This is a genomic window from Pseudonocardia sp. EV170527-09, from assembly GCF_008369905.1.
Classification (GTDB): domain Bacteria; phylum Actinomycetota; class Actinomycetes; order Mycobacteriales; family Pseudonocardiaceae; genus Pseudonocardia.
Genome location: NZ_VRMC01000028.1, coordinates 40,581 through 64,890 on the forward strand (window position 1 = coordinate 40,581; position 24,310 = coordinate 64,890).

At 74.3% G+C, this 24,310-nt stretch carries 26 protein-coding genes and 2 pseudogenes; 14 read left to right on the forward strand and 14 right to left on the reverse strand.

Annotation, left to right across the window (positions count from 1 at the left end):
• Positions 1-5: 5 nt before the first annotated feature.
• Positions 6-1,007 carry a putative sugar O-methyltransferase gene (locus FVA95_RS11225; RefSeq protein WP_161992274.1) on the reverse strand — a complete coding sequence of 334 codons (1,002 nt, stop codon included), beginning with the start codon at positions 1,005-1,007 and terminating at the stop codon, positions 6-8.
• A 129-nt stretch (positions 1,008-1,136) separates the two neighbouring features.
• Between FVA95_RS11225 and FVA95_RS11230 the strand changes: the two genes are divergently transcribed.
• From FVA95_RS11230 to FVA95_RS11245, 5 genes and pseudogenes are all read left to right on the forward strand, one after another.
• On the forward strand, positions 1,137-1,814 hold the full coding sequence (locus FVA95_RS11230; RefSeq protein ID WP_020626830.1) for a glycosyltransferase family 2 protein: 678 nt from the start codon (positions 1,137-1,139) through the stop codon (positions 1,812-1,814).
• Positions 1,811-2,290 (forward strand): DUF2304 domain-containing protein, encoded by a 480-nt coding sequence (locus tag FVA95_RS11235; RefSeq protein WP_149664162.1) that lies wholly within the window; start codon positions 1,811-1,813, stop codon positions 2,288-2,290. Before FVA95_RS11230 ends, FVA95_RS11235 begins: the two co-directional genes overlap by 4 nt.
• A gap of 128 nt (positions 2,291-2,418) precedes the next feature.
• A pseudogene (locus tag FVA95_RS33915) lies at positions 2,419-2,685 on the forward strand (DUF6541 family protein); the annotation flags it as partial.
• 34 nt (positions 2,686-2,719) lie between these two features.
• On the forward strand, positions 2,720-4,468 hold the full coding sequence (locus FVA95_RS11240; protein ID WP_368667319.1) for a DUF6541 family protein: 1,749 nt from the start codon (positions 2,720-2,722) through the stop codon (positions 4,466-4,468).
• A gap of 74 nt (positions 4,469-4,542) precedes the next feature.
• Positions 4,543-5,502, forward strand: a complete 960-nt coding sequence (locus FVA95_RS11245) for an NAD-dependent epimerase/dehydratase family protein (RefSeq protein WP_149664164.1) — start codon at positions 4,543-4,545, stop codon at positions 5,500-5,502.
• 54 nt (positions 5,503-5,556) lie between these two features.
• Here FVA95_RS11245 and FVA95_RS11250 read toward each other — a convergent pair whose 3' ends face one another.
• The 3 genes from FVA95_RS11250 to FVA95_RS11260 form a co-directional block, all read right to left on the reverse strand.
• Positions 5,557-6,627 (reverse strand): decaprenyl-phosphate phosphoribosyltransferase, encoded by a 1,071-nt coding sequence (locus tag FVA95_RS11250; RefSeq protein WP_149664165.1) that lies wholly within the window; start codon positions 6,625-6,627, stop codon positions 5,557-5,559.
• Between the two features lie 4 nt (positions 6,628-6,631).
• On the reverse strand, positions 6,632-7,213 hold the full coding sequence (locus FVA95_RS11255) for a phosphatase PAP2 family protein (protein ID WP_240051417.1): 582 nt from the start codon (positions 7,211-7,213) through the stop codon (positions 6,632-6,634).
• Positions 7,214-7,369: 156 nt separating this feature from the next.
• The gene (locus FVA95_RS11260; protein ID WP_149664166.1) at positions 7,370-8,209 is read right to left on the reverse strand and encodes an HAD family hydrolase; all 840 of its coding nucleotides are present in this window, start codon (positions 8,207-8,209) and stop codon (positions 7,370-7,372) included.
• Between the two features lie 66 nt (positions 8,210-8,275).
• Here FVA95_RS11260 and FVA95_RS11265 point away from each other — a divergent pair, with 66 nt between their 5' ends.
• Positions 8,276-9,400 carry a nucleotide disphospho-sugar-binding domain-containing protein gene (locus FVA95_RS11265; RefSeq protein WP_149664167.1) on the forward strand — a complete coding sequence of 375 codons (1,125 nt, stop codon included), beginning with the start codon at positions 8,276-8,278 and terminating at the stop codon, positions 9,398-9,400.
• A 36-nt stretch (positions 9,401-9,436) separates the two neighbouring features.
• Here FVA95_RS11265 and FVA95_RS11270 read toward each other — a convergent pair whose 3' ends face one another.
• Genes FVA95_RS11270 through FVA95_RS11280 form a run of 3 tightly spaced genes read right to left on the reverse strand, consistent with a single transcriptional unit; the run spans position 9,437 to position 11,893 of the window.
• Positions 9,437-9,889: a DUF350 domain-containing protein gene (locus FVA95_RS11270; RefSeq protein ID WP_020625029.1), complete on the reverse strand. Its 453-nt coding sequence runs from the start codon at positions 9,887-9,889 to the stop codon at positions 9,437-9,439.
• Positions 9,890-9,942: 53 nt separating this feature from the next.
• Entirely contained in the window at positions 9,943-11,109 is a 1,167-nt protein-coding gene (locus tag FVA95_RS11275; RefSeq protein WP_149664168.1) for a glutathionylspermidine synthase family protein, read from the reverse strand.
• Positions 11,110-11,113: 4 nt separating this feature from the next.
• A complete protein-coding gene (locus tag FVA95_RS11280) occupies positions 11,114-11,893 on the reverse strand; it encodes a hypothetical protein (protein ID WP_240051418.1) in 780 nt (259 codons plus the stop codon).
• Positions 11,894-12,136: 243 nt separating this feature from the next.
• Here FVA95_RS11280 and FVA95_RS11285 point away from each other — a divergent pair, with 243 nt between their 5' ends.
• Both FVA95_RS11285 and FVA95_RS11290 read left to right on the forward strand, forming a co-directional pair.
• Positions 12,137-13,408: a septum formation family protein gene (locus FVA95_RS11285; protein ID WP_161992276.1), complete on the forward strand. Its 1,272-nt coding sequence runs from the start codon at positions 12,137-12,139 to the stop codon at positions 13,406-13,408.
• A 1-nt stretch (position 13,409) separates the two neighbouring features.
• Positions 13,410-13,760 (forward strand): metallopeptidase family protein, encoded by a 351-nt coding sequence (locus FVA95_RS11290; RefSeq protein WP_205015822.1) that lies wholly within the window; start codon positions 13,410-13,412, stop codon positions 13,758-13,760.
• A 15-nt stretch (positions 13,761-13,775) separates the two neighbouring features.
• On the opposite strand, the pseudogene FVA95_RS32845 reads toward FVA95_RS11290, so the two are convergent.
• From FVA95_RS32845 to FVA95_RS11310, 3 genes and pseudogenes are all read right to left on the reverse strand, one after another.
• A pseudogene (locus FVA95_RS32845) lies at positions 13,776-14,426 on the reverse strand (histidine phosphatase family protein).
• A gap of 92 nt (positions 14,427-14,518) precedes the next feature.
• A complete protein-coding gene (gene pheA, locus FVA95_RS11305) occupies positions 14,519-15,466 on the reverse strand; it encodes a prephenate dehydratase (protein WP_149664172.1) in 948 nt (315 codons plus the stop codon).
• Positions 15,467-15,480: 14 nt separating this feature from the next.
• A complete protein-coding gene (locus FVA95_RS11310; protein WP_020625022.1) occupies positions 15,481-16,389 on the reverse strand; it encodes a hypothetical protein in 909 nt (302 codons plus the stop codon).
• Between the two features lie 128 nt (positions 16,390-16,517).
• Between FVA95_RS11310 and FVA95_RS11315 the strand changes: the two genes are divergently transcribed.
• Positions 16,518-17,285 carry a DUF2470 domain-containing protein gene (locus FVA95_RS11315; RefSeq protein ID WP_149664173.1) on the forward strand — a complete coding sequence of 256 codons (768 nt, stop codon included), beginning with the start codon at positions 16,518-16,520 and terminating at the stop codon, positions 17,283-17,285.
• 7 nt (positions 17,286-17,292) lie between these two features.
• On the opposite strand, the gene FVA95_RS11320 is transcribed toward FVA95_RS11315, so the two are convergent.
• Together FVA95_RS11320 and FVA95_RS11325 are read right to left on the reverse strand one after the other, a co-directional pair.
• The gene (locus FVA95_RS11320; RefSeq protein ID WP_020625020.1) at positions 17,293-17,616 is read right to left on the reverse strand and encodes a DUF3817 domain-containing protein; all 324 of its coding nucleotides are present in this window, start codon (positions 17,614-17,616) and stop codon (positions 17,293-17,295) included.
• Positions 17,613-18,365 (reverse strand): hypothetical protein, encoded by a 753-nt coding sequence (locus tag FVA95_RS11325; protein ID WP_240051419.1) that lies wholly within the window; start codon positions 18,363-18,365, stop codon positions 17,613-17,615. Before FVA95_RS11325 ends, FVA95_RS11320 begins: the two co-directional genes overlap by 4 nt.
• 138 nt (positions 18,366-18,503) lie before the next feature.
• Here FVA95_RS11325 and FVA95_RS11330 point away from each other — a divergent pair, with 138 nt between their 5' ends.
• Together FVA95_RS11330 and FVA95_RS11335 are read left to right on the forward strand one after the other, a co-directional pair.
• Positions 18,504-19,337 carry a CPBP family intramembrane glutamic endopeptidase gene (locus FVA95_RS11330; RefSeq protein ID WP_149664174.1) on the forward strand — a complete coding sequence of 278 codons (834 nt, stop codon included), beginning with the start codon at positions 18,504-18,506 and terminating at the stop codon, positions 19,335-19,337.
• 107 nt (positions 19,338-19,444) lie between these two features.
• On the forward strand, positions 19,445-19,981 hold the full coding sequence (locus FVA95_RS11335; protein WP_149664175.1) for a ferritin: 537 nt from the start codon (positions 19,445-19,447) through the stop codon (positions 19,979-19,981).
• Between the two features lie 32 nt (positions 19,982-20,013).
• Here the strand turns inward: FVA95_RS11335 and FVA95_RS11340 are convergent, their stop codons facing one another.
• On the reverse strand, positions 20,014-20,943 hold the full coding sequence (locus FVA95_RS11340; protein WP_149664176.1) for a DUF5926 family protein: 930 nt from the start codon (positions 20,941-20,943) through the stop codon (positions 20,014-20,016).
• 21 nt (positions 20,944-20,964) lie between these two features.
• Between FVA95_RS11340 and FVA95_RS11345 the strand changes: the two genes are divergently transcribed.
• The 3 genes from FVA95_RS11345 (at position 20,965) to FVA95_RS11355 (ending at position 23,667) form a co-directional block, all read left to right on the forward strand.
• The gene (locus FVA95_RS11345; RefSeq protein ID WP_149664177.1) at positions 20,965-22,200 is read left to right on the forward strand and encodes a cytochrome P450; all 1,236 of its coding nucleotides are present in this window, start codon (positions 20,965-20,967) and stop codon (positions 22,198-22,200) included.
• A 195-nt stretch (positions 22,201-22,395) separates the two neighbouring features.
• Entirely contained in the window at positions 22,396-23,019 is a 624-nt protein-coding gene (locus FVA95_RS11350) for a hypothetical protein (protein WP_149664178.1), read from the forward strand.
• Positions 23,020-23,235: 216 nt separating this feature from the next.
• Positions 23,236-23,667: a hypothetical protein gene (locus FVA95_RS11355; protein WP_020625014.1), complete on the forward strand. Its 432-nt coding sequence runs from the start codon at positions 23,236-23,238 to the stop codon at positions 23,665-23,667.
• Between the two features lie 232 nt (positions 23,668-23,899).
• Here the strand turns inward: FVA95_RS11355 and FVA95_RS11360 are convergent.
• The coding region (locus FVA95_RS11360) for a transposase (protein WP_193564333.1) at positions 23,900-24,310 on the reverse strand (411 nt) is incomplete at its 5' end.

Sequence of the window (24,310 nt, forward strand, 5' to 3'; positions counted from 1 at the left end):
CCACCCTACGAGCGCCGCGCGAGCACCATCACCTCGGACACCGTGCCCTCGGAGTCCTGGCCGTAGAGCCCGGCGTCGGAGTCGACGAGCTCGAACCGGTCGAACATCTCCAGGTAGTGGCGCCGCAGCATGGGTTCGCGCACTCCTGGCTTCCCGGTCGGGGAGTTGCGCAGCAGCAGCCAGCGGGCGCCCAGGTCGGTGACCAGGTTCGCGTAGTTCGCCACCACCTCGGGCTCCATCTCCTGGAAGGAGATGAAGTTGGCGAACAGGTCGACGGTCCCGGTGAGCCGGGGCAGCTGCCAGGAGCACAGCACGGTCGCCGCGTGCTCCAGCTCGTCGATCACGATCTTCTCGCGCTCGCGGGTGGCCGCGTAGTCGCCGACCTTCTCCGGCCCGAGGGCCTCGCGCAGGTAGTGCGTGGCGACGGCGGCGACCGGCGGGATGTCGACGTCGATGTAGCGCAGTCCGGGGTTGCCCGACAGCAGGATCTCCCCGAGCGTGCCGAACCCGCCGCCGATCTCCAGGACGGTCGAGACGTCGAGGTCGGGCACGGCGCGCTTGAGCATGACCAGCCCGCGCAGGTAGTTCAGCGACGACCGGCTGAACCGGCGGCCGTCGAACTCCAGCTGCTCGGCGGGGGCGCCGGCGGTCGACTCGCTGAACCCGGCGAGCGACGGCGACCGGTCGGCGGGGTCGAGGGCGGTCACCGTGGCGTGGTGGGCCCGGGCGACGGGAACCTGGTCGATCCGCCCGCGCAGCAGCGCGCCGGGGGCACCCAGCATCCCGAACGCTCGCGACAGCATCGCCGCCGGCCTGGACACCGGCGCGTACTGCGGGGCGTAGAAGAACGTGGCCGACGGGTGCCTGCGGAACTCCGTGAACCCGCGTTCCCGCAGGTCGGCGACCACTCTCTCCAGCCCGGTCCGCCAGAAGTCCGTCGGCCGGTACAGCTCCGGCGCGCTGTCCAGATCGGCCAGCATCACCTCGAGCAGCGTTCTCGGGTCCATGTCACGAACGGTACGGAACATCACGTTCGCCCCGAACCCTGCCCACCGTCGCACGGCTCGGATACCCGGACCGATAGCCTCTGCGGTGCGGCCGTGAACGGCCGCCGGTCAGTGACGAGGGAGTGGGACGTGGTCGCCGACACCGGCACCTGGGTGGTGGTCCCCGTGTACAACGAGGACACCGTCATCGCCGAGGTCGTCGCGGAGATCCGCACGGCCTTCCCGAACGTCGTGTGTGTCGACGACGGCAGCCGGGACTCCTCCGCCGAACGCATCGCCGGCACCGAGGCGCACCTCGTGCGGCACCCGATCAACCTCGGGCAGGGCGCGTCGCTGCAGACCGGGATCGACTACGCCCTGCTCCGCGGGGCGGAGCGGATCGTCACCTTCGACGCCGACGGCCAGCACGACGTCGCCGACGCCGTCCGGATGGCCGCGATCCTGCGCGGCGGCGAGGCCGACGTCGTCCTCGGGTCGCGCTTCCTCGAGTCGACCGAGCCGGTCCCGCCGCTCAAGCGACTGGTGCTGCGCACCGTCGCGGCGCTGTCCCCGGCCAGCCGCAAGCTCAAGCTCACCGACGCCCACAACGGGCTGCGGGCCATGAACCGGGCGGTCGCGGAGGACCTGCGGATCACCATGAACGGGATGGCGCACGCGTCGGAGATCGTCGCGTCGCTGGCCCGGTCGTCGTGGCGGATCCGCGAGGTCCCGGTCACGATCCGCTACACCGAGTACTCACGATCCAAGGGCCAGTCGCTGTTCAACGGGGTGAACATCCTGTTCGACCTGTCGGTACGGCAGCGATGACCCAGGAGGCGAACACCGTGATCCTGCAGATCCTGCTCCTGGCCGCCGCGGTCGGCGCGCTCGTCTACTTCGTGCGCAGCGGCCAGAGCGTCGGCGTGCGGGCGAGCAAGCGGATCGCCTTCGGCGCGTTCATCGTGCTGAACATCTACGCGGTCCTGCGCCCGGACGACCTGACCTACCTGGCCCGGGCGGTGGGCATCGGCCGCGGCACGGACCTGCTGGTCTACCTGCTCGTGGTCGCCTTCGTGTTCGGCATGCTGAACACCTACCTGCGGGACCGGGAGATCAGCCAGCACCTGACGAACCTGGCCCGCCAGATCGCCGTCCGGGACGCGGAGCTGACCCGGCGGGAGAGCGAGCTGGAGCAGCGGCTGACCGCCCTGGAGGAGCGCGCTGCGGGGACCAACGGGCACCGGGCCGCCGTCACCGAGCCCACCGCCGACGAGGTGGGGACGGCCCGCTCCACCAGGAGCTGAGCGGCGATCCGCACGGGACACGATCCGGTCGCGGACGGTGACACGGCGACCGCGCGTCCCGCCGCGCGGCACGACGCTCGTAGGGTGCGCCGGATGCGGCTGCCGATCGACGACGCGCGGAGCCGGGGATGACGTGGGCACAGGCCGTCCCCGTGGCCCTGGTGACCGCGGCCTGGTGCGTCCTGCCCGGGGCGCTCGTCGCCCGCGCCGCGGGACTGCGCGGAGCGGTCTGCTGGGGCGCCGGGCCGCTGGGGTCGGTCGCGCTGATCGCGACCACCGCCGTGCTGGCCGGCCGGGCCGGGGTGCCGTGGGGACCGTGGCCGGTGCTGGGCGTCACCGCCGTGCTCGCGCTCCTGTGCGCCGCGGTGACCGCGGCGCTCCGGCTGCGGGCGGGCCGGTCCCGGTCCGGACCCGGGGACGACGCGGGCGATCCCGCCGACCGTCCGCCGTTCCTGCTGCGCGCGGGACCCGACGGCCCCCTCGGGGGGGATCGCGCTGGCGGTCGGCGTGGCCGTCACCGTCGCGATCGGCTGGCTGACCGTGATGCTCGCGTTCGGCCCCGTCGACGCGGTCTCCCCGACCTACGACGCGATCTACCACTACAGCGCGGTCGCCCGGATCCTGCAGACCGGCGACGCGTCGTCGCTGACGCTGGGTGAGCTGAACAGCCCCGGCCTGCCGTCGGCCTACCCCGCGGCCTGGCACGACGTCGTCTCGCTCGTCGTGGCGAGCACCGGCGCGTCGATCCCGGCCGCGTCGAACCTCGCCGCGTTCACCGCCGCGGCCGTCGTGTGGCCGCTGTCCTGCACGCTGCTCGTCCGCCAGATCGTCGGGCGCCGGGCCGGCGCCCTGCTGGTCACCCCGGTGCTCGCGACGGCGTTCACCGCGATGCCGTGGCTGCTGATGAACTGGGGCGTCCTGTGGCCCAACCTGCTCGGGCTGGCCCTGGTGCCCGCCGGACTGGCCGCCGTGGTGACCGTGCTGGGTCTGGCCCGGGACAGCGTGGTCGGCCGGATCCGCGCGCTGCTGCTCGGTGCGACGACCGTCCCGGCGCTGGCGCTGGCCCATCCGAACGCCGCGGTCAGCCTGCTCGTGCTGGGCCTGTCCCCGGTGGTGGTCGCGGCCGGGCTCAGCACGGTCCGGCACGTGCGCGAGCGCCGGTTCGCCACGGCGGCCCTCGCCCCGGCGGGTGCGCTCGCCGCGGTCGCCGCCGTGGTGTGGCTGTTGGCGTGGTCGCCCTTCCTCGCCAGCGTCCGGACGTTCGACTGGCAGGCCTCGATGGGGGCTCGCGAGGCGTTGACCGGTGTGCTGTGGAACGGGACGAACAAGCGGCCCGAGCTGGTCGTGGTGTCGGTGCTGGTCGTGGTCGGCGCCGTCCTGGCGCTGCGGCACGCCCGCACCGCGTGGCTGGTGCCGGCCCACCTGACCTCGGCGCTGCTCTACACCCTCGCCGTCGCCCGGGAGGGCGACCTCGTCACCGCGCTGACCGGGGCCTGGTACAACGACTCGCACCGGCTCGCCGCGATGGTCCCGATCACCGGGGTGCCGCTGGCGACGCTGGGCGTGCTCGGCGCGGCGGGTCTGGTGGCCCGTGCGGTGACAGCGGTGCGGCGGGCGGAGACCACCCCGGAGCGACGACGGCTGACGGCCGTCCCGGTCGTCGCCGTCCTCGCCGCGGCGCTGGTCCTGCTCACCGACGGGTTCCGCATCGGCGTGCACGCCGCCGTGATTGCCGACGCCTACCGCTACGAGACCGGCCGGGTGCTGCAGCCCGGCCAGCGGGAGTTCCTGGAGGCGGCGGGCCGGGCGACCGAACCGGGCACCGTCGTCGCGGCGAACCCGTGGAGCGGCAACGGCCTGCTGTACCCGCTGACCGGGCGCGAGGTGCTCTTCCCGCACCTGTCCGGGACCTGGACGCCCGACCAGGAGCTGATCCGGCTGCGGCTGCACGACGCCGCCCGCGACCCCGTCGTCTGTCCCGCGGTGCGGGCCACCGGCGTCGGCTACGTCATCGACGGCCCGGTCACCTGGTGGCCGTGGGACCCGCGGGCCGACACCTACCCCGGGCTGTCCGAGATCGACCGTGCACCCGGGTTCGAGCCCGTCCTCTCCGGGGGCGGCAGCACGCTCTACCGGATCACCGCCTGCGGCACGGAGCCCGCCCGCTCCACCGGCTGAGGCGCCCCGGGCACCCGCGGTTACCGTGTGCCGCAGCCGGGTGCACACACCGTCCGCCCCGGAGGAAGGCAGGTATGCGCGCGCTCGTCACCGGCGGAGCCGGCTTCATCGGCTCCACCCTGGTCGAGTCCCTGCTCGCCCGCGGCGACGACGTCCTCGTCGTCGACGACCTCTCCGCCGGGACGCGGGACAACCTCGCCCCGGGCGTCACGGTGGCCGAGCTCGACATCCGCGACACCGCCGCGCTGACCGCGCTCGGCGCGCAGTTCCGACCGGACGCGGTGTTCCACCTGGCCGCCCAGATCGACGTGCGCCGCTCGATGGCGGACCCGGTGCACGACGCCTCGGTCAACGTCCTCGGCACCCTGAGCGTGCTGCAGGCCGCCCGCGACGCGGGTGCGGGCGCGGTCGTCGTGTGCTCCACCGGCGGTGCCATCTACGGCGACGGCGCTCCCCTGCCGACGACCGAGGCCGAGCCGGCCGAGCCGGAGTCGCCGTACGGCATGAGCAAGCTGGCCGCGGAGCGCTACACCCGGTTCTTCGTCCGGACGCACGGTCTGCCGGCACTGGTGCTGCGGTTCGCGAACGTCTACGGGCCGCGCCAGCACCCGGCGGGCGGCGCCGGTGTGGTCTCGCTGTTCTGCGACCGGGCCCGCACCGGAGCCCGGCCGACCGTGTTCGGCGACGGCGGTCAGACCCGCGACTTCCTCTACGTCGGCGACGTCGCGCGGGCGGCGCTCGCGTCGGCCGACCGGCTCGCGGCCGGGGAGCTGGCCGGTGAGGTGTTCAACGTCGGCACCGGCACCGAGTCCACGATCGTCGAGCTGGCCGCGACGATCGGGACGATCGCCGGCCTCGCGCCGGAGGAGTTCGCCCCCGAGTTCCTGCCGGCCCGGCCCGGGGAGCTGCGCCGCAGCTGCCTCGACCCCTCGCGCGGGATCGCCGCACTCGGCCTGCCCGCACCGACCCCGCTGGCCGAGGGACTCGCGCACACCTGGTCCTGGCACACCGGGCGCCGACACCACGGGTTCTGACACACCGCGGGCCCGGCCCCCGTACGGGGAACCGGGCCCGGGAGGCGGTCGGCGTCAGCTGTAGACGGCCAGGGTGAGCATCGCGATCCAGGCCAGCGCCAGGACCTGCAACGCCCGGTCCCCGAGCGCGATCTCCTCCGGCTCGCCGCCGGTCCCCCGGTCGACGTCCACGGAGTAGCGCAGCACCGCGACCACGAACGGCACGATCGACAGCACCGACCAGACCGAGTTGTGGTCCTCGCGGATCTCGAACGCCCACAGCCCGTACATCACGATCATGACGGTGGCCGAGAGCGACCAGATGTAGCGCAGGTAGGACGCCGTGTAGTTCTCCAGCGACTTGCGGATCTTCGCGCCGGTGCGCTCGGCGAGGTTGATCTCGGCGTAGCGCTTGCCGGCGACCATGAACAGCGACCCGAACCCGGTGACCAGCAGGAACCACTGCGACAGCGGGATGCCGGTGGCGACACCACCGGCGATGGACCGCATCAGGAAGCCGGAGGCCACGATGCAGATGTCGAGCACCGGCTGGTGCTTGAGCCACAGGCAGTACGACAGCTGCACCGCCACGTAGACGGCGAGCACGATGATCAGCTGCCAGGTCACCGCGAACGACAGCGCGATCGAGCCGGCGAACAGCACGCCCGCCGCGACGAAGGCCAGCGGCACCGGGACGATGCCGGACGCGATCGGGCGGCGGCGCTTGGTCGGGTGCGCGCGGTCGGCCTCGACGTCGAGCGCGTCGTTGACCAGGTAGACGCCGGACGCGGCCAGCGAGAACGCGACGAAGGCGATCAGGCAGTCGACGAGGACCGGCACGTCGAAGAGCTGGCCGCTGACGAACGGCGCGGCGAAGACCAGGACGTTCTTCACCCACTGGCGCGGGCGCATCGTCTTCAGCAGGCCGCGGGCGACCATCGCGGTGGTCCGCTCGGACGGGTCCATCGGCACGTGCGGGGCGTGCTCGGCGGCGACGGTCGGGGCCGCCTCGTCCTCGTGGCCCTCCGGCGCGCCCGCGTCGTCCGGGGCGTCCGGGACGACGGGGGTCTGCGGGTCGGCGGCCCGGGCGACCTTCTCCTTCTCGGAGTCGTCGTGGTCGACCTTCGTGGGGTCGGTGCTGGTCATGCGCTCACCCTCCGGTGGTGGGGTTGCGTGAGATCACGCGTCGCGCGGTACAGGCGACGGCCGCGCCGAGCGCGGTGCCGGTGGCGACGTCGGTCGGGTAGTGCACGCCGAGGACCAGGCGCGACAGCGCCATCAGGCCCACACCCGCCGCGGCCACCGGGCGGGAGCGCCTGCCCAGCAGGCCGCCGTAGAGCACGGCGGCGGCGGTGGTGGACGTGGCGTGCGAGGACGGGAAGCTCAGCCGGCTCGGGGTGCCCACCAGGACCCGGACCGCGGGGTGGTCGGGTCGGCGGCGCCGGACGACGCGCTTGATCCCGATCGAGGCGCCGTGCGCGACCGCGACGGCGGCGGCGGAGCCGAGCCACTCGCGACGGCGGGGACGGTCCAGCGCGGCACCCAGGACGCCGATCGCCAGCCAGCCGGCGGCGTGCTCGCCGAACAGCGACATCCCGCGGGCGACGCGCACGGTGGTGTCGCCTCCGAGAGCGCGCTGCACGGACGCCAGCACGGCGACCTCGCCGGTGGGCGGGACGTCGGCGGGCGGTTGCGGACCGGACCGGTCCAGGGTGTCTGCCGTGTCAGCCACGGGTGGGGGCCTCCTGGCGCGGGCGCTGGCACCCGGCTCGCGGGCGATGACAGCCGGTGATGGTACGCGCGGGCGGGGTGGTGGGCCGGGCCGGGGCGGCCCGGCGGACCGCGCATGACCGCTCGTCGACGGGCAGGTGAACGCCGCCGGGTCCGCTCAGAACCAGCGCTCCAGGATCTCGGCGAGCCCGTCGTGGGTGTGCGGGGCGGTCACCTCGTCGGCGAGGCCGGCCAGGTCGGGGTGGGCGTTGCCCATCGCGACGCCGAGCCCGGCCCAGCGCAGCATCTCCCGGTCGTTGGGCATGTCGCCGAACGCGACGGTGTCCGCCGCGGTCACGCCGAGCCGGCGGGCGACCTCGGCCAGACCGGTCGCCTTGGTGATCCCGGGCGCGGAGGCCTCGATCAGCCCGGACGGGTGCGAGAACGTCAGGTCGGCCAGCCCGCCCGCCTTCGGCGCGAGTGCGGTCATCATCTGCTCGCTGGTCAGCTCCGGGGAGCGGATCAGCACCTTCGTCGCCGGGTGTCCGAGCAGGTCCTCGCGGCTGGTGGAGCCGCCGTCGTGCTCGCCCCAGGCGTGCACGTAGCCGGGGTCGGTGAGGAACTGGTCGACGATGCCCCGCACGCCGTCGTCACCCTCGGCGTTCCCGACGCGCTCGACACCGAACCCGCAGCCGGGGAACAGCTCCGCGGCGAGGGCGGCGAGCTCGCCGATCGCCGCCGGATCCAGGGTGTGCGCGCCGAGCACGACGTCGTCGACGGCGTCGTAGAGCACCGCGCCGTTCGCGCACACGCACAGCCGCACCAGGCCCTCGGGCAGCCGCGCGAGCACCGGCGGGATCCAGCGCGGCGGGCGGCCGGTCACCAGCACGAACCCGGCGCCGGCGGCGACCGCCCGCTCCAGCACGGCGACGGTGCGCGGGGTGACCACGCCGCCGTCGTCGAGGAGGGTCCCGTCGACGTCGGTGGCGACGAGCCGGGGCGCGTTCTCGACGATCACACCCAGAGCGTACGGAACCGCCCGGAGACGGCCCCCGGACGACCGTGTGGCGGTTACCCTCGGACGGTGCGTGTTCTGGTGGTGGCGGCCCCGCTGTCGGGGCATCTGACACCGCTGTTGCCGCTCGCCCACGCGCTCTGGGACTCCGGGCACGAGGTGCTGCTCGCCGGCGGCGGCGACGCGCACCCGCTCCCCGGGGCGGACCCGCTGCCGTTCATCGACGTCGCGCGCAGCCTGCGGGTGGGCAGGCTCGCCGCGCGCTCGCTCGTCGCGCACCCGGTGACCGCGCGGGCCGAGCTGGCCGGGCGCGGCGGCGACGCCGGGGTCCGTTCGCTGTTCGGCCCGGTGAACGAGGAGCTGACCGACGCGCTGGTGACCGTCGCCGAGCAGTGGCGGCCCGACGTCGTGGTGTACGAGCCCCTCGCGGTCGCGGGGGCGCTCGCGGCGGCCCGGCACGACGTCCCCGCGGTGCTGCACGAGAACGGTCTGCTCGACGGGTTCGCGCTGGTCCGCACGCTGCTGGACTCCCGCCCGCTGCAGCGGGCCCGGCTGCGGCACGGGCTGCGCGGGGTCCCGCCACCGGCGATCGCCCTGACCATCGCCCCGTCGAGCCTGGTCGGCGCGCGCGACGCGCTGGCCGTGCGGCCGGGCCGGGCCCGCGGCTCGGGCCGGTCGGCGCTGCCGGCGTGGCTGAGCGGCCCCTCGGTGCGGCCGCGGGTGCTGGTGCTGCGCGGCGGCGGGCCACTGCGGGGCGATCTGCAGGCCTCGGCGGTACGCGCGCTGGACGACGTCCGCGACGACGGGCCGGACTGCGAGCTCGTGCTCGTCCGGCCCCCGGGGCGGCTGCTGCGCCACGGCCGACGCGGTGTGCGCACGGTCGGGCGGGTCCCGCTCGACGAGCTGCTGCCCGCCTGCGCCGCGGTGCTGCACGACGGCAGCGCCGCGCACGTGCTCGCCGCGCTGGCCGCGGGCGTCCCGCAGCTCGCGCTGCCCGGTCCGGGCGACCGGCGGCACAACGCGGAGCTGGTCGCGGCCCGCGGCGCCGGACTGGGCGGCCCGTTCACCGCCGACGCGCTGCGCAGACTGCTGCACGACGGCGAACTCGCCGCCGCCGCCCGCGACGTGCGCGCGGAGATCGCCGCGATGCCACCGCCGCAGGCCAGGGTCGAGGTGCTGACCGCCCTGGCCTGAGCGGCGCCGGGACGCGGGTCCGGCCGGGACGGGCGTCTAGAAGACCGCGACCGCGACGATCAGGCCGAGCGCGACGTGCGCGGCCGCGACGACCTTCGCGACCGCCCGCGGCTCGTCGGACTGGATGACCTCACCGATGTCGATGCCGGTCACCCACTCCAGCAGCCGCACCGCGGCGACCTGGGCGACGATCCCGATCAGGCCGAACACCAGCGACGACACGACACCCTGCAGCAGCGAGCCGTAGGAGCCGTAGATCGCGGTGACGATGATGAACGCCATCGACAGCATGCCGGCCGAGGTGATGGTCACCGCGTTCGGCAGGCCGCCGCGCACCATCGCCGGGAGCTTGCCGGGCGTGGTGAGGTCGATGGCCCAGAAGCCGATCAGCATGAGCAGGGTGCCGATCACGGCGTAGAGCAGGATCGCGCCGACACCGCGGCCGAGGAAGCCCCAGTACGTGGCGTCGAACGCCTGGGCGAGGATCACGGGAGGTACCTCCGGGAGCGGGGGTGTGCAGGGAGCGGAGCAGAGCGGAACGGTCAGGACTCGGGGATGCGGTGCGGCACGAAGGCCGCACCGTCGTCGGTGATCAGGCCGGCGGTCTCACGGATGCCGAGGCCGGCGGCGGTGTCACCGACCAGCCAGGCGCCCAGGCAGGGCCGGAACCCGTCGAACTCGGGCAGCGGGTCGAACATCTGGTAGACGAAGCCCTCGTCGCCGTAGACGCCGCCGGTGGCGGTCTCGTAGCCGGGGGCGACGATCGCGATGTTGGCGCCCTCGCGGCCCAGCAGGGGCTTGCGGACGTACTCGGTGAGGATCCCGGGGTTGCCGAGCGAGGCGGGCAGCAGGTTCGGGTGCCCGGGGTACATCTCCCAGAGCACCGCGAGCAGCGCCTTGTTCGACAGCAGGGTCTTCCACAGCGGCTCGAGCCACAGTGTCTCGGGGAGGCTGCGGGTGACGTGCTTGCCGAACTCGTCGGTCAGCATCCACTCCCACGGGTAGAGCTTGAAGACCGTCGACATCGGAGCTTCCTCGAGATCGACGAAGCGGTCCAGTGCGGAGTCCCAGCCGATGTCCTCGATGGACAGTCCGACGGTGTCCAGGCCCGCCTCGGCGGCGGTCTCCTGGAGGTAGCCGACGGTGATGTGGTCCTCGCCGGTGGACTCGGCGCCGGACCAGGTGACGTGCACCTCCGACGACGGCAGCAGCCCCTTCAGCTCGCTCCAGCGTTCGACGAGCTTCTCGTGCAGGGAGTTCCACTGGTCGTCGCCGGGGTGGACGTCCTGCAGCCAGTGCCACTGCAGGATCGAGGCCTCCAGCAGCGAGGTGGGGGTGTCGGCGTTGTACTCCAGCAGCTTGGCCGGGCCGGACCCGTCGTAGCGCAGGTCGAAGCGGCCGTAGAGGTGCGGGTCCGAGCGGCGCCAGGACTGCGCGACCTGCTCCCAGCACCACTCGGGCAGCGCGAAGTCCCGGAACCGCTCGGTGGTGACGACGTGGTCGACCGCCGACAGGCACATAGACTGGAGCACCTCGACGTCGGCCTCGAGGGACAGGATCTCGTCCATCTCGAAGACGTAGTGCACCGACTCGTCCCAGTAGGGCCGCTCGTTGCCCGAGCCGTCCCGGCCGGGGGTGCCGAAGGCGAGCCCCTGCTCGGCGACGGTGCGCTGCCAGTCCGGGCGGGGGGTGCCGCGTTCGCGTCGCACGCCCTCAGCTCCCGCTGGACGAGCCGGACCCGCCCGAGGACGACGACGATCCGCCGCCCACGCCGAGACCGCCCCGGGAGATCGTGCCGCTGCGGGTCGCCGAGCCGATGGTCGAGCCGGTCGTGCCGCTGCGGACCGTGGTGCCGCTGGGCGGCGGGGTCACGGTCCCCCCGGTCGCGACCTGACCGACACCGCCGGCGCCGCCGTAGTTGTAGTGGTACTGGCGCCCGCCGCCGCCCAGGAAGATCGGCACGAAGGCGAAACCGCCGCCACCGGTGGACACCTGCCCCTGGCTCTGGGTGCCACTGCAGTTCTCGTCCGGCACGACGACGCCCTGGTTGTCGACGCAGCGCGCGTCGGCGATCCGCTCCTCGTCCTCCGCGGCCCCACCGGAGGCCGCGTAGACCGCGGCGATCAGGGCGACGACACCGACGGTCGAGCCGGCGCCGATCAGCACCCGCTTGGTGGTCTTGGAGCGGGCCTCCTTCAGCCGCACCGCCTCGCGGTCCGCGCGCAGCTTCTGCTCGCGGGCGCGCTTCTCGGCGAGCGTGGGCTCGCGGGGCGTGGTGCTGCCGTCCTGCTGCCGGATCCGGCCGCGCGGGGCCTCGGCGGGCTGCTCGGCGGGCGGGTTCGCCCACGGCGCCGGCGCCGATCCGTCGGTCTGCGGTGCCGGCGTCGCCGGCTGCGAGCCCGACGGCTGCGCGCCGCCCGGTGTCGCACTCGGCGTACCGGCGGGCGGCGTGCTGTCGTCCGGGCCGCCGCCGGTGCGCGGTCCGTCGGTCATCGCTGGTCCCCCATCGTCACTCCTGTCCCCCCGCGCGCACCGTACCGGGACCGACCGACGACCACCGGCCGTTCCCGGATGACGATTCGGCGGCGGTTCGCCCACGACCACCCGGACGAGTGGCCGCGCCACCCCGTCGCACCGGACGGACCTGCTCGTTCACAGCATCCGGCCGACCGACCGCCGCGCCGGGGCACCGGCCGGGTGAAGCCGGGCCGACCCCGGCTGCATGATGGGGGCGTCATGGATTCCCGCTCCCCCGCCGGCTCCGACCGGCCCGACGTGACCGGCCGCACCGCCGTCCACGGCGGGCAGGGCACGACCTCGGTGCTGTCCCGGCCGTCGGCCACCCCGGTGGTCCCGACCCGTCGGCGACGGTCGTCGGACGCCTCGGGAGGGGCGGGCGCCGGGCGGAGCGGGTTCCTCGGGGCCCGCCGGGTCGGGATCGGGATCCTCGTCGGCGCGCTGCTGATGCTGACCGTCGCGTCGGTCGACTCGCTGCTCGGCGCCGAGGTGCCGGTCCTGGGGTCGTTCGCGTCCTCCGGGGTCCCGAAGGTGGAGGAGCCCCCGCCGCTGCCGCCCCCACCGGACACCCCGGGCACCTGCCTCAACTGGACCCGGTCCGACGCGACCGACACCGCCGCCGTCGACTGTGCCCGGCCGCACCTGTTCGAGCAGGCGGGGCGGGTCGTGCTGACCGACCAGCCGACGTTCCCGGCGGACGGGGCCTGGCAGAAGCTCGTCGCCGACCGCTGCACCCCGGTGGTCACGAAGTACCTGAACGGCAAGTTCGACCCGGACGGGAAGTTCCGGGTGGGCGCGCTCAAGCCGTCGCAGCAGCGCTGGGACGGCGGCGACAAGGGCATGCGCTGCGGCCTGCAGATGGCCTCGCGCAGCGGGGAGATGTTCCCGATCACCGGGAAGGTCGCCGCGCAGGACCAGTCCGCGGTCCAGCCGGTGGGCACCTGCCTGGCCATCGACGGCCGCACCGTCGGGGACCCGACCGACTGCGCCGGTCCGCACGCCGCCGAGGCCGTCGGGCTGGTCGACCTGGGCACCCAGTTCCCGGACGCCTGGCCCACCGTCGAGGACCAGGACAAGTTCCTCCAGCCCGCCTGCACCACCGCCGCCAACACCTTCGCCGGCAACGACACCGTGATCGACGCCAAGGGGCTCGTCGTCTACTGGGGCAACCTCTCCGAGGAGTCCTGGAAGGCGGGCAGCCGCAAGGTCAACTGCAGCATCGGCACCCTGCTGCCGGACAAGAGCGGCTTCGCCTCGATCACCGGCTCGGTGAAGGGCAACCTGGTCGTGTCCGGGCAGCCCGCCGGCCCGGCGCCGTCCGCGCCCGGCACCCCGGGGGGCGCACCCACCGACGGTGCGGCCACTCCGGCCCCGGGCTCGCAGGCCCCGGTCCAGCAGCCCGACGCCGAACAGCCCGCCGCCCCCGACAGCGGTGCCGGGCGGCCGGACCTCGACATCCCACCCGGCCTGCCCGGGCTGTCGGACAACTGACGTGCCGGTGGCGATGCCCGCCGACCGGTTCGACGAGCTGGTCGGCGAGGCGCTGGACCTCGTGCCCGCCGAGCTCTCCGCGGCGATGGACAACGTCGTGGTGCTGGTGGAGCCGCGCCACCCCGACGAGCCGGACCTGCTCGGGCTCTACGAGGGCATCGCGCTGACCGAGCGCACGGCGGACTACGCCGGCGAGCTCCCGGACCGGATCACCGTCTACCGCGACGCCGTCCTCGACTTCTGCGACGACGAGGAGCAGGTCGTCGACGAGGTCGCGATCACCGTCGTCCACGAGATCGCGCACCACTTCGGCATCTCCGAGGAGAAGCTGCACGAGCTCGGCTGGGGCTGAGCCGCCGCCCGGCCGCTACCGGTGGGTGGCGCGCCGCCCGCCGGGCATCGCGTCCCACAGCTCCGGGACCCAGCCGCCGGGGTCGCGACGCAGCACGACCCGGCCGGTGTTGGGGACGGGGCGCTCGCGGCCGTAGGTGACGTCGGAGTGGCCGGGCCCGGAGCCGTCGTGCCCGCCGAGCAGCGCCAGCGACAGGACCCGGATCGCCGCCCCGTGGCTGACGACGACGACCGCACCCTCCGACACGCCGGAGGTCGCCGCGGCGAGGTCGGGCAGCGCCCGGTCCCACACGTCGCGGGCGGACTCGCCGCCGGGCATGGCGCGGTCGACGTCGCCGTCCCACCAGGCCTCGAAGACCTCGTCGAACGCGGCGCGGGCGTCGTCGTCCTCCCGGCCCTCGAGGTCCCCGACCGACACCTCGTGCAGGCCCTAGAGCAGGGTGACCCCGCGGCCGAGCGCGCGCCCGATCGGGGCGGCGGTCTCCTGCGCGCGGGTCGCCCGTGACGCGTACAGGCCCCGGACGGGCCAGCCGGCGAGCAGGCCGGCGACCTCCTCGGCCTGGGCGCGGCCCAGCTCGTCGAGCGAGGGGCCGGGCAACGCGGTGTCGAGGCGGTGCCGCACGTTGGACGGGGTGCGGCCGTGCCGGACCAGCACCAGGCGCAGCATGTCGTCGTCCGGCGGGACCTGCGCGGTCCGGCTGCCGGTGCCGACGGCGGCGAAGGAGGCGGCGCCGTCGTGCTCGTCGTCGGTCGGGTGGCTCACGTGTCGGCTCCCCGTCGGACCGCGGCGAGCCAGCGCTCGGACGCGGCGTAGTCGTCGGTGGTGGCGACGCCGAGCGCCGCCACGGGGCTCCCCACCCCGGCCGCGGGGGCGGCCGGTGCGGGATCGGATCGCGGGAACGACCCGAGGTAGATCAGCCGGTCGCAGCGACGGTGCAGCGCGGCCAGGGCCTCCCCCATCGCCGGGTCGGCGACGTGGCCCGAGCAGTCGAGGTGGAACCAGTACTCGGCGTGGCGGTCCTTCACCGGGCGGGACTCGATCCGGGTCAGGTCGATCCCGCGGACCGCGATCTCGGTGAGCAGGCCGAGCAGGGTGCCGGGCCGGTTCGTGGTCGTCGCGGCGATGGTGGTGCGGTCCCAGCCGGTCGGCGGCGGCGGCGGGCCGGGGCGGGTGAGCAGCACGAACCGGGTGACGGCTCCCGCGTTGTCGGCGATGTCGTCGGCCAGCACCTCCAGCCCGTGCTGGGTGGCGGCGAGCGGGGCGGCGACGGCGGCGTCGACCTCGCCCCGGGCGGCCTGGGCGGCGGCCTCCGCCGTGGAGGAGCTGACCCGGACCTCGGCGGCGGGCAGGTGCTCGGCGAGCCAGCCGCGGGTCTGGGCGATGCCGTGGCCGTGGGAGGCGACCGAGCGGATCGCGTCCCGCGTGGTGCCCGCGCGGCCCATCAGGCAGAACCGGACCGCGATCCGGGCCTCGCGGGCGATCACCAGCGGCGGGTCGGCCACGAGCCCGTCGAGCACCGGCGGGACGGCGCCCTCGACGGTGTTCTCGATCGGCACGCAGCCGGCGTCGACGGAGCCGTCGCGGACGGCCGCCAGCACCGCGGGGGCGCCGGGCAGCGGCACCAGCTCGGCGCCACGGGACTCGGGCAGCGTCAGCAGGGCCTGCTCGGTGAACGTGGCGTGCGGCCCCAGGAATCCGATCCGCATCCGATGCGTCCTGATCAGTCCAGCAGCCCGAGGGCGACGAGGTCGGCGATCGGGACCGGATCGGGGTCGACCCCGCAGCGCGGCAGGACGGTGCGGACCTGCTCGACGGCGGCCTCGGGCAGCTCGTCGAGCTCCCGGGCGAGCTTCTCGCCGTCGGTGCAGGACAGGGCGTCCTCGGCCGGGTCGGGCGAGGCGCTGACCCCGGTCATCCGGGCGACGGCGGCGATCAGGTTCAGCAGGCCGTGGCGGCCGCGGGGCGTCGAGGCGGACGGGTCCTCACGGACGATCCGGTCGATGCCCTGCGCGGAGATCCCGCCGGTGCCGCTCTCCAGGCCCGCCAGCAGGAACTTGTGCACGTCGACGATCTCCGGCACGTCGGAGGCGCGCGGCCCGCCGAGGCGGATCTTCGGGGTGCAGCCGTGCTCGGCGACCTTGCGGACGGCGGCGAGCCAGGCGAGCGTGCCGTCGGCGTCGCCCTCGACGGGGCGGCGCGGCTCGACGACCGGGGTCACCTCGTCCGGCACGAACTCCGACACGCGCTCGAGCCACACCCCGTCGACGTCCGGCGGTGCGACGCACTCGACGGTGCTCGGGGTGAGCAGGCTGGAGCGCGAGAACACCGTCGACAGCGCCTTCGGCACCGCGCCCAGCCCGGTGTCGACGACGAGGGCCATCTCCGCGGGCCTGCTCGGCGCGGACCGGGCGAGCTCGGTGACGACGGCGGGCAGCTGCGACGCGGGGCAGACCAGCCGTCCGACGAGGCCTCCGTAGTGGCCGTCGCGGGCGGCGAGATAGCGCGACACGACGGCGTCGACGCCCGGTGCGACGGTCCTCGGCTGCAGCAGGCTGGTGTCGTCGACCAGCGCGGCGAGCAGCGGACGGATCGGCCACGGGTCGGCTGAGGAACCCGAGGGCACGGTCATCACGTCGACAGACGCTAACGGTCGGGTCACGGAGCGCACGCAGAGGGGGTTGTCCCCCTGTGTCACGCGGCACTGGACAGGCGACACTTCCTCCTGCTTAGGTAAGGGTTACCTAATCGGAGGTGAGAGTGGGAACGACCCGAGTGCGCCGCCCCCCGACGCCCGCCGTCGCCGAGCGAGCCCGCAGCCTCGTCACCCGTGGTGGCCGCGCGGCACTCGTCGGCACCGGTGAGCCGGAACCGTGTGCGCCGCTGATGCACTACACCTGGCCGGACGGCACGACCGACCTGCTGCTGCCCGACGACCACGTGCTCCGCGAGCGCACCCGGCTCACCGCGGGCGGGCTCCCGGTGATGCTCGAGCTGACCGGCAGCACGCCGGTGCCGCTCGACGAGCCGGTCCGGGAGCTGCTGTGGCTGGTCGGGACGCTGCGCGAGCCGGATCCGACGACCGGCCGGGAGCGGGCCCTGCGGCTCGCCGAGAAGGCCCCGCACCCCAACCTCCTCGACGCCGGCCGCGGCGCCACCCTGCTGCGGCTGCGCCCGTCGTCGGCGGTGTACTCCGACGCCGAGGGCTGCGCACCGGTCTCGCCGGCCGAGCTCGCGGCGGCCGAGCCCGACCCGTTCTGCCGGGTCGAGCAGGCATGGCTGGAGCACCTGGACCGGGCCCACCCGGAGATGCTGTGCGCGCTGCGCCGTCACCTGCCCGACGGGCTGGGGTTCGTCGGCGGCCGGGTCCGCCCGGTCGGCGTGGACCGCTTCGGGCTCCGCGTGCGGGTGCCCACCGCGACCGGAACCCAGGACGTGCGGCTGGCGTTCTCCGCGCCCGCCGACACCCCCGAGGAGCTGCAACGCCGGTTCGCCGAGCTGGTGGGCTGCCCGGCCGGGGGCCGCTGAGCCGGGCTCAGGGCCCGGCGGGTGCCAGGTGCTCGGCCTGCACCTTCCGGGTCACCTTGCGCTCGGCGACGAACGACGCGACCGGGATCGTGCCCGCGGCCAGGATGACGACGGCGAACACCGGCTTCCAGCGGCAACGCTCGGCCAGGATCAGCGTGCACACGATGTAGATCATGTACAGGAACCCGTGCACCATCCCGATCAGCGCGACCGGGCGCGGGTCGCCGAACAGGTACTTCGCCGGCATCGCGTAGAAGGTCAGCAGCAGCAGGCCGACGCCGGTGACCCAGGCGGAGATCCGGTAGGCCTTCAGAGCGGTCGCAACGGTCACGGGGTGGACTCCTCCCGGTGCCGGGCCGCCAGGCGGGCCAGCTCCTCGTTGTAGGCCCGCAGCTGCGGGTCGGTACTGCGGGGCGGGACGGCGTTCGCCGGGCGGGACGTGAACGGCGACGGCCCGGCCGGGGCAGCCGTCGTCCCGGCCGGTGTGGGGGCGGCCGTCGGCCCGTCGGGGGTCGTGGCCGTCGGCACGACGGGCGTGGTGGCCGGTGTGGTGGCTGTCGTCGCGGCCGCTGTCCTGGCCGTCGTCGTGACCGCGGAGGGGGTGGTCCCGGCGACCGGCGACGGGGCCGCGCCGGCGGCCTGCGCCTGATCCGTGTCCGTCGCCCCCGCGGAGTCGCCGGAGGTTCCGGCCGCCTCCGCCGCGCGCAGGTCGGCGATCTCCATGCTCAGGAAGCGCCACCACATGACGCCGAAGAAGACGGCGAACAGCGGCCACTGCAGGCCGTAGCCCACGTTGAGGGCCGAGCCCATCGCCGATCCCGCTCGTCCCCACTGCCAGATGGCCAGCCAGGTGCAGGTGACCATCGCGCCGAGTGTGAGGACGTGCCAGACCATCCACCTCGGGGACAGCAGCAGCCGCATCACGCGGACCAGGGTACGCACCCCGATGTGGCCACGGCCGGGCCCCGACGAGCGCTCGGTCACGCCGCCCGCCGCCCGCCCGTGCTCCCCGACCCGCGCGCCGATCCGCAGCCCGCGCGGTGATCCGCGGGGCGCGCGCGTCCGGACACGCGCGGACAACGGATCACCGCGCGCGGAGTGGATCACGGGCCATCGATCGCCGCGCGCACCGTGCATCGCCGAGCTGCGGCACGAACCGACCGCCGCCGGACGGCTCGGCCCGCGGAGCCGTCCGGGGACCGGTGCGATGATCGGCCCATGACGAGCGGACCGGCCCCGGCACGACCGCGTGGGTCCCTGCGGGACTGGGTGAGCCCGGCGCCCCCGTCCTTCCCCGGCGTCGCCACCGACCCCCGCGAGCGACGGCTGATCGGCCTGGAGATCGCCGTCGTCCTGACCGTGACGCTGGGCCTGTCCGCGGTGCGCAGCGCGCTGTCGCTGCTCGAGGCCCTCCTGAACCCCGCCCCGCTCGCCGACCAGCAGGTCACCCTGAACGCGCCGGCGTCCACCGACGCGTGGATCGACCTCGCGTTCCAGCTGGTCCGCGCGCTGCAGCTTGCCGGATGGGGCGCGCTGGCCGCGTACCTGCTGCTGCGGGCGGGCATCGCGCTGGGCCGGGTCGGGCTCGACGGGCGGCGGCCGTGGCGCGACGCGGCGCACTCGGCGGGCCTCGCCGCGCTGATCGGCATCCCCGGGCTGGGGCTCTACCTGGTCGGACGGCTCGCCGGGATCACCCCGGACGTCGCGCCCAGCACGCTGACCGACCAGTGGTGGCGGATCCCGGTGCTGGTGCTGTCCGCGGCGGCGAACTCCTGGGCGGAGGAGGTCGTCATGATCGGCTACCTGCTCACCCGGCTGCGGCGGCTCGGCTGGTCGGAGAACCGCTCGGCGTTCGCGGCGGCCGTCCTGCGCGGGTGCTACCACCTGTACCAGGGGATCGGCGCGTTCGTCGGCAACCTGGTCATGGGCCTGGTGTTCGCCCGCTACTGGCAGCGGACGAACCGGCTGTGGCCGCTCGTCGGCGCCCATCTGCTGATCGACGTCGTGGCGTTCGTGGGGTACGCGATGCTGGGTGGCGTCCTCCCGTTCTGACTCGGGAAAGCGGCCCTCACCAGGGGAAAGGTGACCCTGTCCAACTGAGACGGACGCCCTTTCTGGAGCCGTTCCAGGAAACGCCGGCGGTCGGTAACCTGGATGTCATGACCGACGAATCGAAGTTCCACGCCCTGCTGCGCGACCAGGTCCGCAGCGAGTTCACCGCGAGCCAGCAGTACCTCGCCATCGCCGTCTGGCTCGACGACGCCGACCTCCCGCAGCTCGCCGCGCACTTCTACGCGCAGTCGCTCGAGGAGCGCAACCACGCGCTGATGATGGTCCAGTACCAGATGGACAACGACCTCACCCCGACCATCCCGTCGGTCGGTGAGGTGCAGAACGAGTTCTCCTCCGTCGAGGAGCTCGTCTCGCTCGCGCTGACCCAGGAGAAGCAGGTCACCGAGCAGATCACCACGCTGGCCCGTACCGCCCGCGACGAGGGCGACTACCTCGGCGAGCAGTTCCTGCAGTGGTTCCTGAAGGAGCAGGTCGAGGAGGTCGCCTCGATGACGACGCTGCTCACCATCGTCCGCCGCGCCGGGGACGACCTCTTCCACGTGGAGGACTTCGTCGCCCGCGAGATGACGAACGGCGGGGGCGGCGACCCGGCCACCCCGCCGGTCGCCGGCGGCGCCCTGTAAGCGCCCGTCCGTCGGTCCGCAGCGCCGCTCGACTACCGCAGGGTGATCTGCTTGCCCGCGAGCACGTCGCGCGCCCGGTGCTCGGACTCGGTGAGCGGCGTGGCGTCCAGCCCGGCCACCGCCTCGTCGAGTCGCTTCGCGAACTCCGCGGCGGGACCCGCCCACTCCGAGGAGTGCATCTCCCGGTCGACGTCCCAGACCGGGACGAGCAGCCCGTGCGCCCGGAACGACCCGGCGTAGCGGGAACCCTCGCCCAGCTCCAGGCCGCCCTCTCCGGACAGCCGCGCCAGCGCCGCCATCAGGGTCGTCTCGTCCTCGGTCCGCACCCAGCGCACGTGCGCCTTCGACCCGGTGTCGACCCAGTACGCGCCGCGCACGCCGTCGGCGGTGACCGCCTCGGTCGGCATGATCACCGAGTTGGCGCGCTCCAGCATCGCCTGCGCCTCGGGGTCAGGGCTCTCCGACGGCAGCCACCACGCGAAGTCGGCGTGCACCGTCGGCTCCAGCGGCGTGCCGGGCTCCAGCACGTCCTGCAGCCGCTCACCGGTGTGGCGCCCGGCGCCGACGACCGGCAGCGACGATCCCGGCTCGGCCGAGCGCGCCCAGGCGAGCGCCCCGGCCAGGTCGGCCGAGAGGTCACCGGAGCGGGTCTGGACCTGCATGCCGAGCAGGACCTCGCCGTTGTCGCGCACGATCGCGGCGGACGCGCCGGGCAGCACCGAGGCCAGCGTGACCGGCCCGCCGGAACGGACCGGGAGGGGCGCCGTCGCCGACGGGAGGAACTCCCGCATGGCGACGAGGTCGGGCTCCGCCGCGAGGCCCTCGAACGGCCGGATGACGATCACGTCGTCACCGGCGCCGTGGCAGGCCTTGTACCGCTTGCCGGAGCCGCAGGGGCACGGCCGGCGGGGGTTGTCCCCCGCGTCGGCGGTGCTGGCACGGTTGCGCGTCTTCTTACCCATCGCCGGGCAAGGTAGCGGGTCGTGCATGCCTTCGATCCGGCCGACCCCGGTTTCCTCGCCGACCCCTACCCCACCTACGCGGCCCTGCGTGCCGCCGGACCGGTCCACGACCACCCCGGTCTGGGCGTTCCGGTCGCGGTGACGCATGCGGCCTGTTCGGCCGTGCTGCGCGACCGCGGGCTGGGCCGGATCTGGTCCGACGCCGAGCCCACGGCCGAGCTGGCCGCGTTCAACCTGCTGCACCGCAACTCGCTGCTGGAGCGGGAGGGCGAGCCGCACACCCGGCTGCGACGCCTGGTGGCCTCGGCGTTCGCCCGCGGCCACACCGAGCGGCTGGCCCCGCTGGTGCGGGCGCGGGCCGGCGCCCTGGTCGACGACCTGGTGGCCCGCGTCCGCGACGGCGCCCCCGCCGACCTGGTCGAGCTCGTCGCCGCCCCGCTGCCGGTGGCCGTGATCGCCGACCTGCTCGGTGTGCCGGAGGACCGCCGGGCGCCGCTGCGGGACTGGTCCGACGCGATCGTGCGGATGTACGAGCCCGACCCCGGCGACGACGGCCGGCGCGCGGCCGAGCAGGCGTCGGCCGACTTCACGGCCCTGCTGCGGGAGCTGGTCGAGGAGCGCCGCTCCGGGCGGATCGCCACCGACCCGGCCGGTCGCCGCGACCTGCTCGCCGACCTGCTGGCGGTGCGCGACGACGAGACCGGTGACCGGACCCGGCTCGACGAGGACGAACTGGTCGGCACCGCGGTGCTGCTCCTGATGGCCGGCCACGAGGCGACGGTCAACGTCGTCGGGAACGGCGTGCACGCCCTACTCCGGCACCCGGACCAGTGGCTGCGGCTGCTCGACGACCCCGGACTGGTCGGTACGGCCGTCGAGGAGCTGATCCGCTTCGACGCCCCGCTGCAGCTGTTCGAGCGGACCGCCGTCGTCGACACCACGATCGCCGGCCACGTGGTCCCGGCGGGCACCCGGATCGCGACGCTGCTCGGCGCGGCGGGGCGCGACCCGTCGGTCTTCGGCGACGACGCCGACTGCCTCGATGTCGGCCGTTCCCCCAATCCCCACCTGGGCTTCGGGGCCGGGGTGCACTACTGCCTGGGTGCCCCGCTGGCCCGGCTGGAGATCGCCGAGGTGCTGCGCGCGCTGCTGGAACGCCTGCCCGACGCCGCCGTCGACGGCGAGCCGGTCCGGCGCCCGCGGTTCGTCATGCGCGGCTGGGCGGAGCTGCGGCTGACCACGGGCAGCGCCCGGTGAACCGAATGCCGTAACTATTCGAGAGCCGAACGGCCCATTCCCGGAAGCCGTCGGATCGTTGTCGACGGCGCCGCGCAATCACGGACGGGAAGGTGCGACGGAAAAGACGCGCACCGCCGTCGACGACCTCCCGAGGACGTGGTGGAATCGTCGGCGATGGAATCGTGGTCGGAACTTCTGCGCACCGTTCTCGGCGTGCCGGGGACGGGCTACGCCTGCGTCGCCGACCCCGCCACGGGGGAGCTCGTCGCGGACGCGGGCGAGCGGGCCGTGCCCGGCCTCGCGGAGGTGCTCGACTGGGGCGCCGCGCAGGTCGGCGGACCGGGACCGGTGTTCGAGGACGCGGTGGTCACCACCCGGGAGGGCGACCACCACCTCCTGCGAGCGCTGCCCCGCGACGGCGCGGCCCCACTGCTCGCCTACGCCCACCTCGACCGGTCCGGCAGCCCGGTCGCGCTGGCCCGCCGGGCCCTGCGCCCGGCCGGCGTGACACCGACGCGCACGCCGGAACCGACATCGACAGCGACTGATCGGCAGGTCACGGCCCCCATCGGGGCGCCGGTCGCGACCCGCCCGGTGATGCGGGTCCGGCCGGTCACCCCCGCCACGTCACCTCCCGGGCAGGTGGACACCCCACCGGCGACGATCGCGGTGCCGTCGCCCTCGCCGGTGCCGGACGCCGAGCGCACCCCGGCGCCGGCCGTCCCGCTCCCCCGGCGCGCGCCCGGACCCGCCGAGCCCTCCGACGCGGCAGATCCCCCCGCCACGGCCGACGGTGACGACGCGCACGCCGGAGCCACCCCCGAGGGCGGCAGGTAGGCCGACGACCTGGGCACCATGGCCCGGATCCTCGCCGCACTGCGCCGGCTGGACCCGTCGTCGGCGTCGGGGTGTTGACGCTCCGGAATTGCGCGTTATCGTTGTCGACCCCGGCGCCGGAAAGATCCGAGATCATTCTTCATGAAATCCGGAACGGATCGCGGCGCAGACTCCCCCGAGATCGTCGCGGCGATTGCCGCGCGGAAGGCTCCTGACATGAACAACATCGATCGTTCCCTCGACATGGCCGCCAACATCAAGGGCGCGTTCGCGGTCGCGATCGTCGACTTCGAGAGCGGGATGACGCTGGGATCGCGCGGGGGAAGCCCCGAGTTCGACCTCGACGTCGCCGCGCCCGGGAACTCCGAGGTCGTCCGCACGAAGCTCGAGGTCATGCAGAAACTGGGTCTGCGCGAGAACATCGAGGACATCCTGATCACCCTCGACACCCAGTACCACCTGATCCGGATCATCCGCGGCACCGACGAGCAGCTGTTCTTCTACCTCGTGCTCAACCGTGCCCAGGCCAACCTGGCGATGGCCCGCCGCGACCTGCGCGTCATCGAGCAGCAGTTCGCGATGACCTCGCCGCAGGCCGGGGCGCCGCAGCCGCAGGGCCAGGCGTTCTTCCCCGCCCAGCAGCGCTGAGGCCCCCGCGACCACGCCTCCCATGGGACGTCATCGGCACGCCGTCGCCGTGCGCACGGACGGGCTGGCCGCCGTGCTGGGCCCGCTGTTCCTCGACCCGCGGATCCGATCGGCGGCACTGCTCGACGTGGACAGCGGAATGGTCCTGGACGTCTGCGGGCCCGACACCGCCGTCGGGCGGACGGGCCGGGGTGTCGGGTCTGTAACGAGAACGGTGGTTCCGGCGATGTTGTCAGTAGTGCTCGGCGCCCGGCCAGCGGTCACCGAAAGTGATGGCGAAGGCGTTGAGGACTGGCTTCCAGCGCATCATCCATCGGGTGTGGCCTCGTCCGGTCGGGTCGAGGCTGCGGGTGACAAGGTACAGACATTTCATCGCGGCCTGCTCGCTGGGGAAATGCCCTCGCGCTCGGACTGCTCGCCGGTAGCGGGCGTTCAACGATTCGATCGCGTTCGTCGTACAGATCACCCTCCGGACCTCGATGTCGTAGTCGAGGAACGGCATGAACTCGGTCCAGGCGTTACGCCACAAACGTATCATCGCCGGATAGGCTCGCCCCCACTCGTCATCGAGATCATCCAGCGCGGCTGCAGCGGCATCGGCGGTGGACGCGGTGTAAATAGCTCGGATGGCGCGTTTGACGGC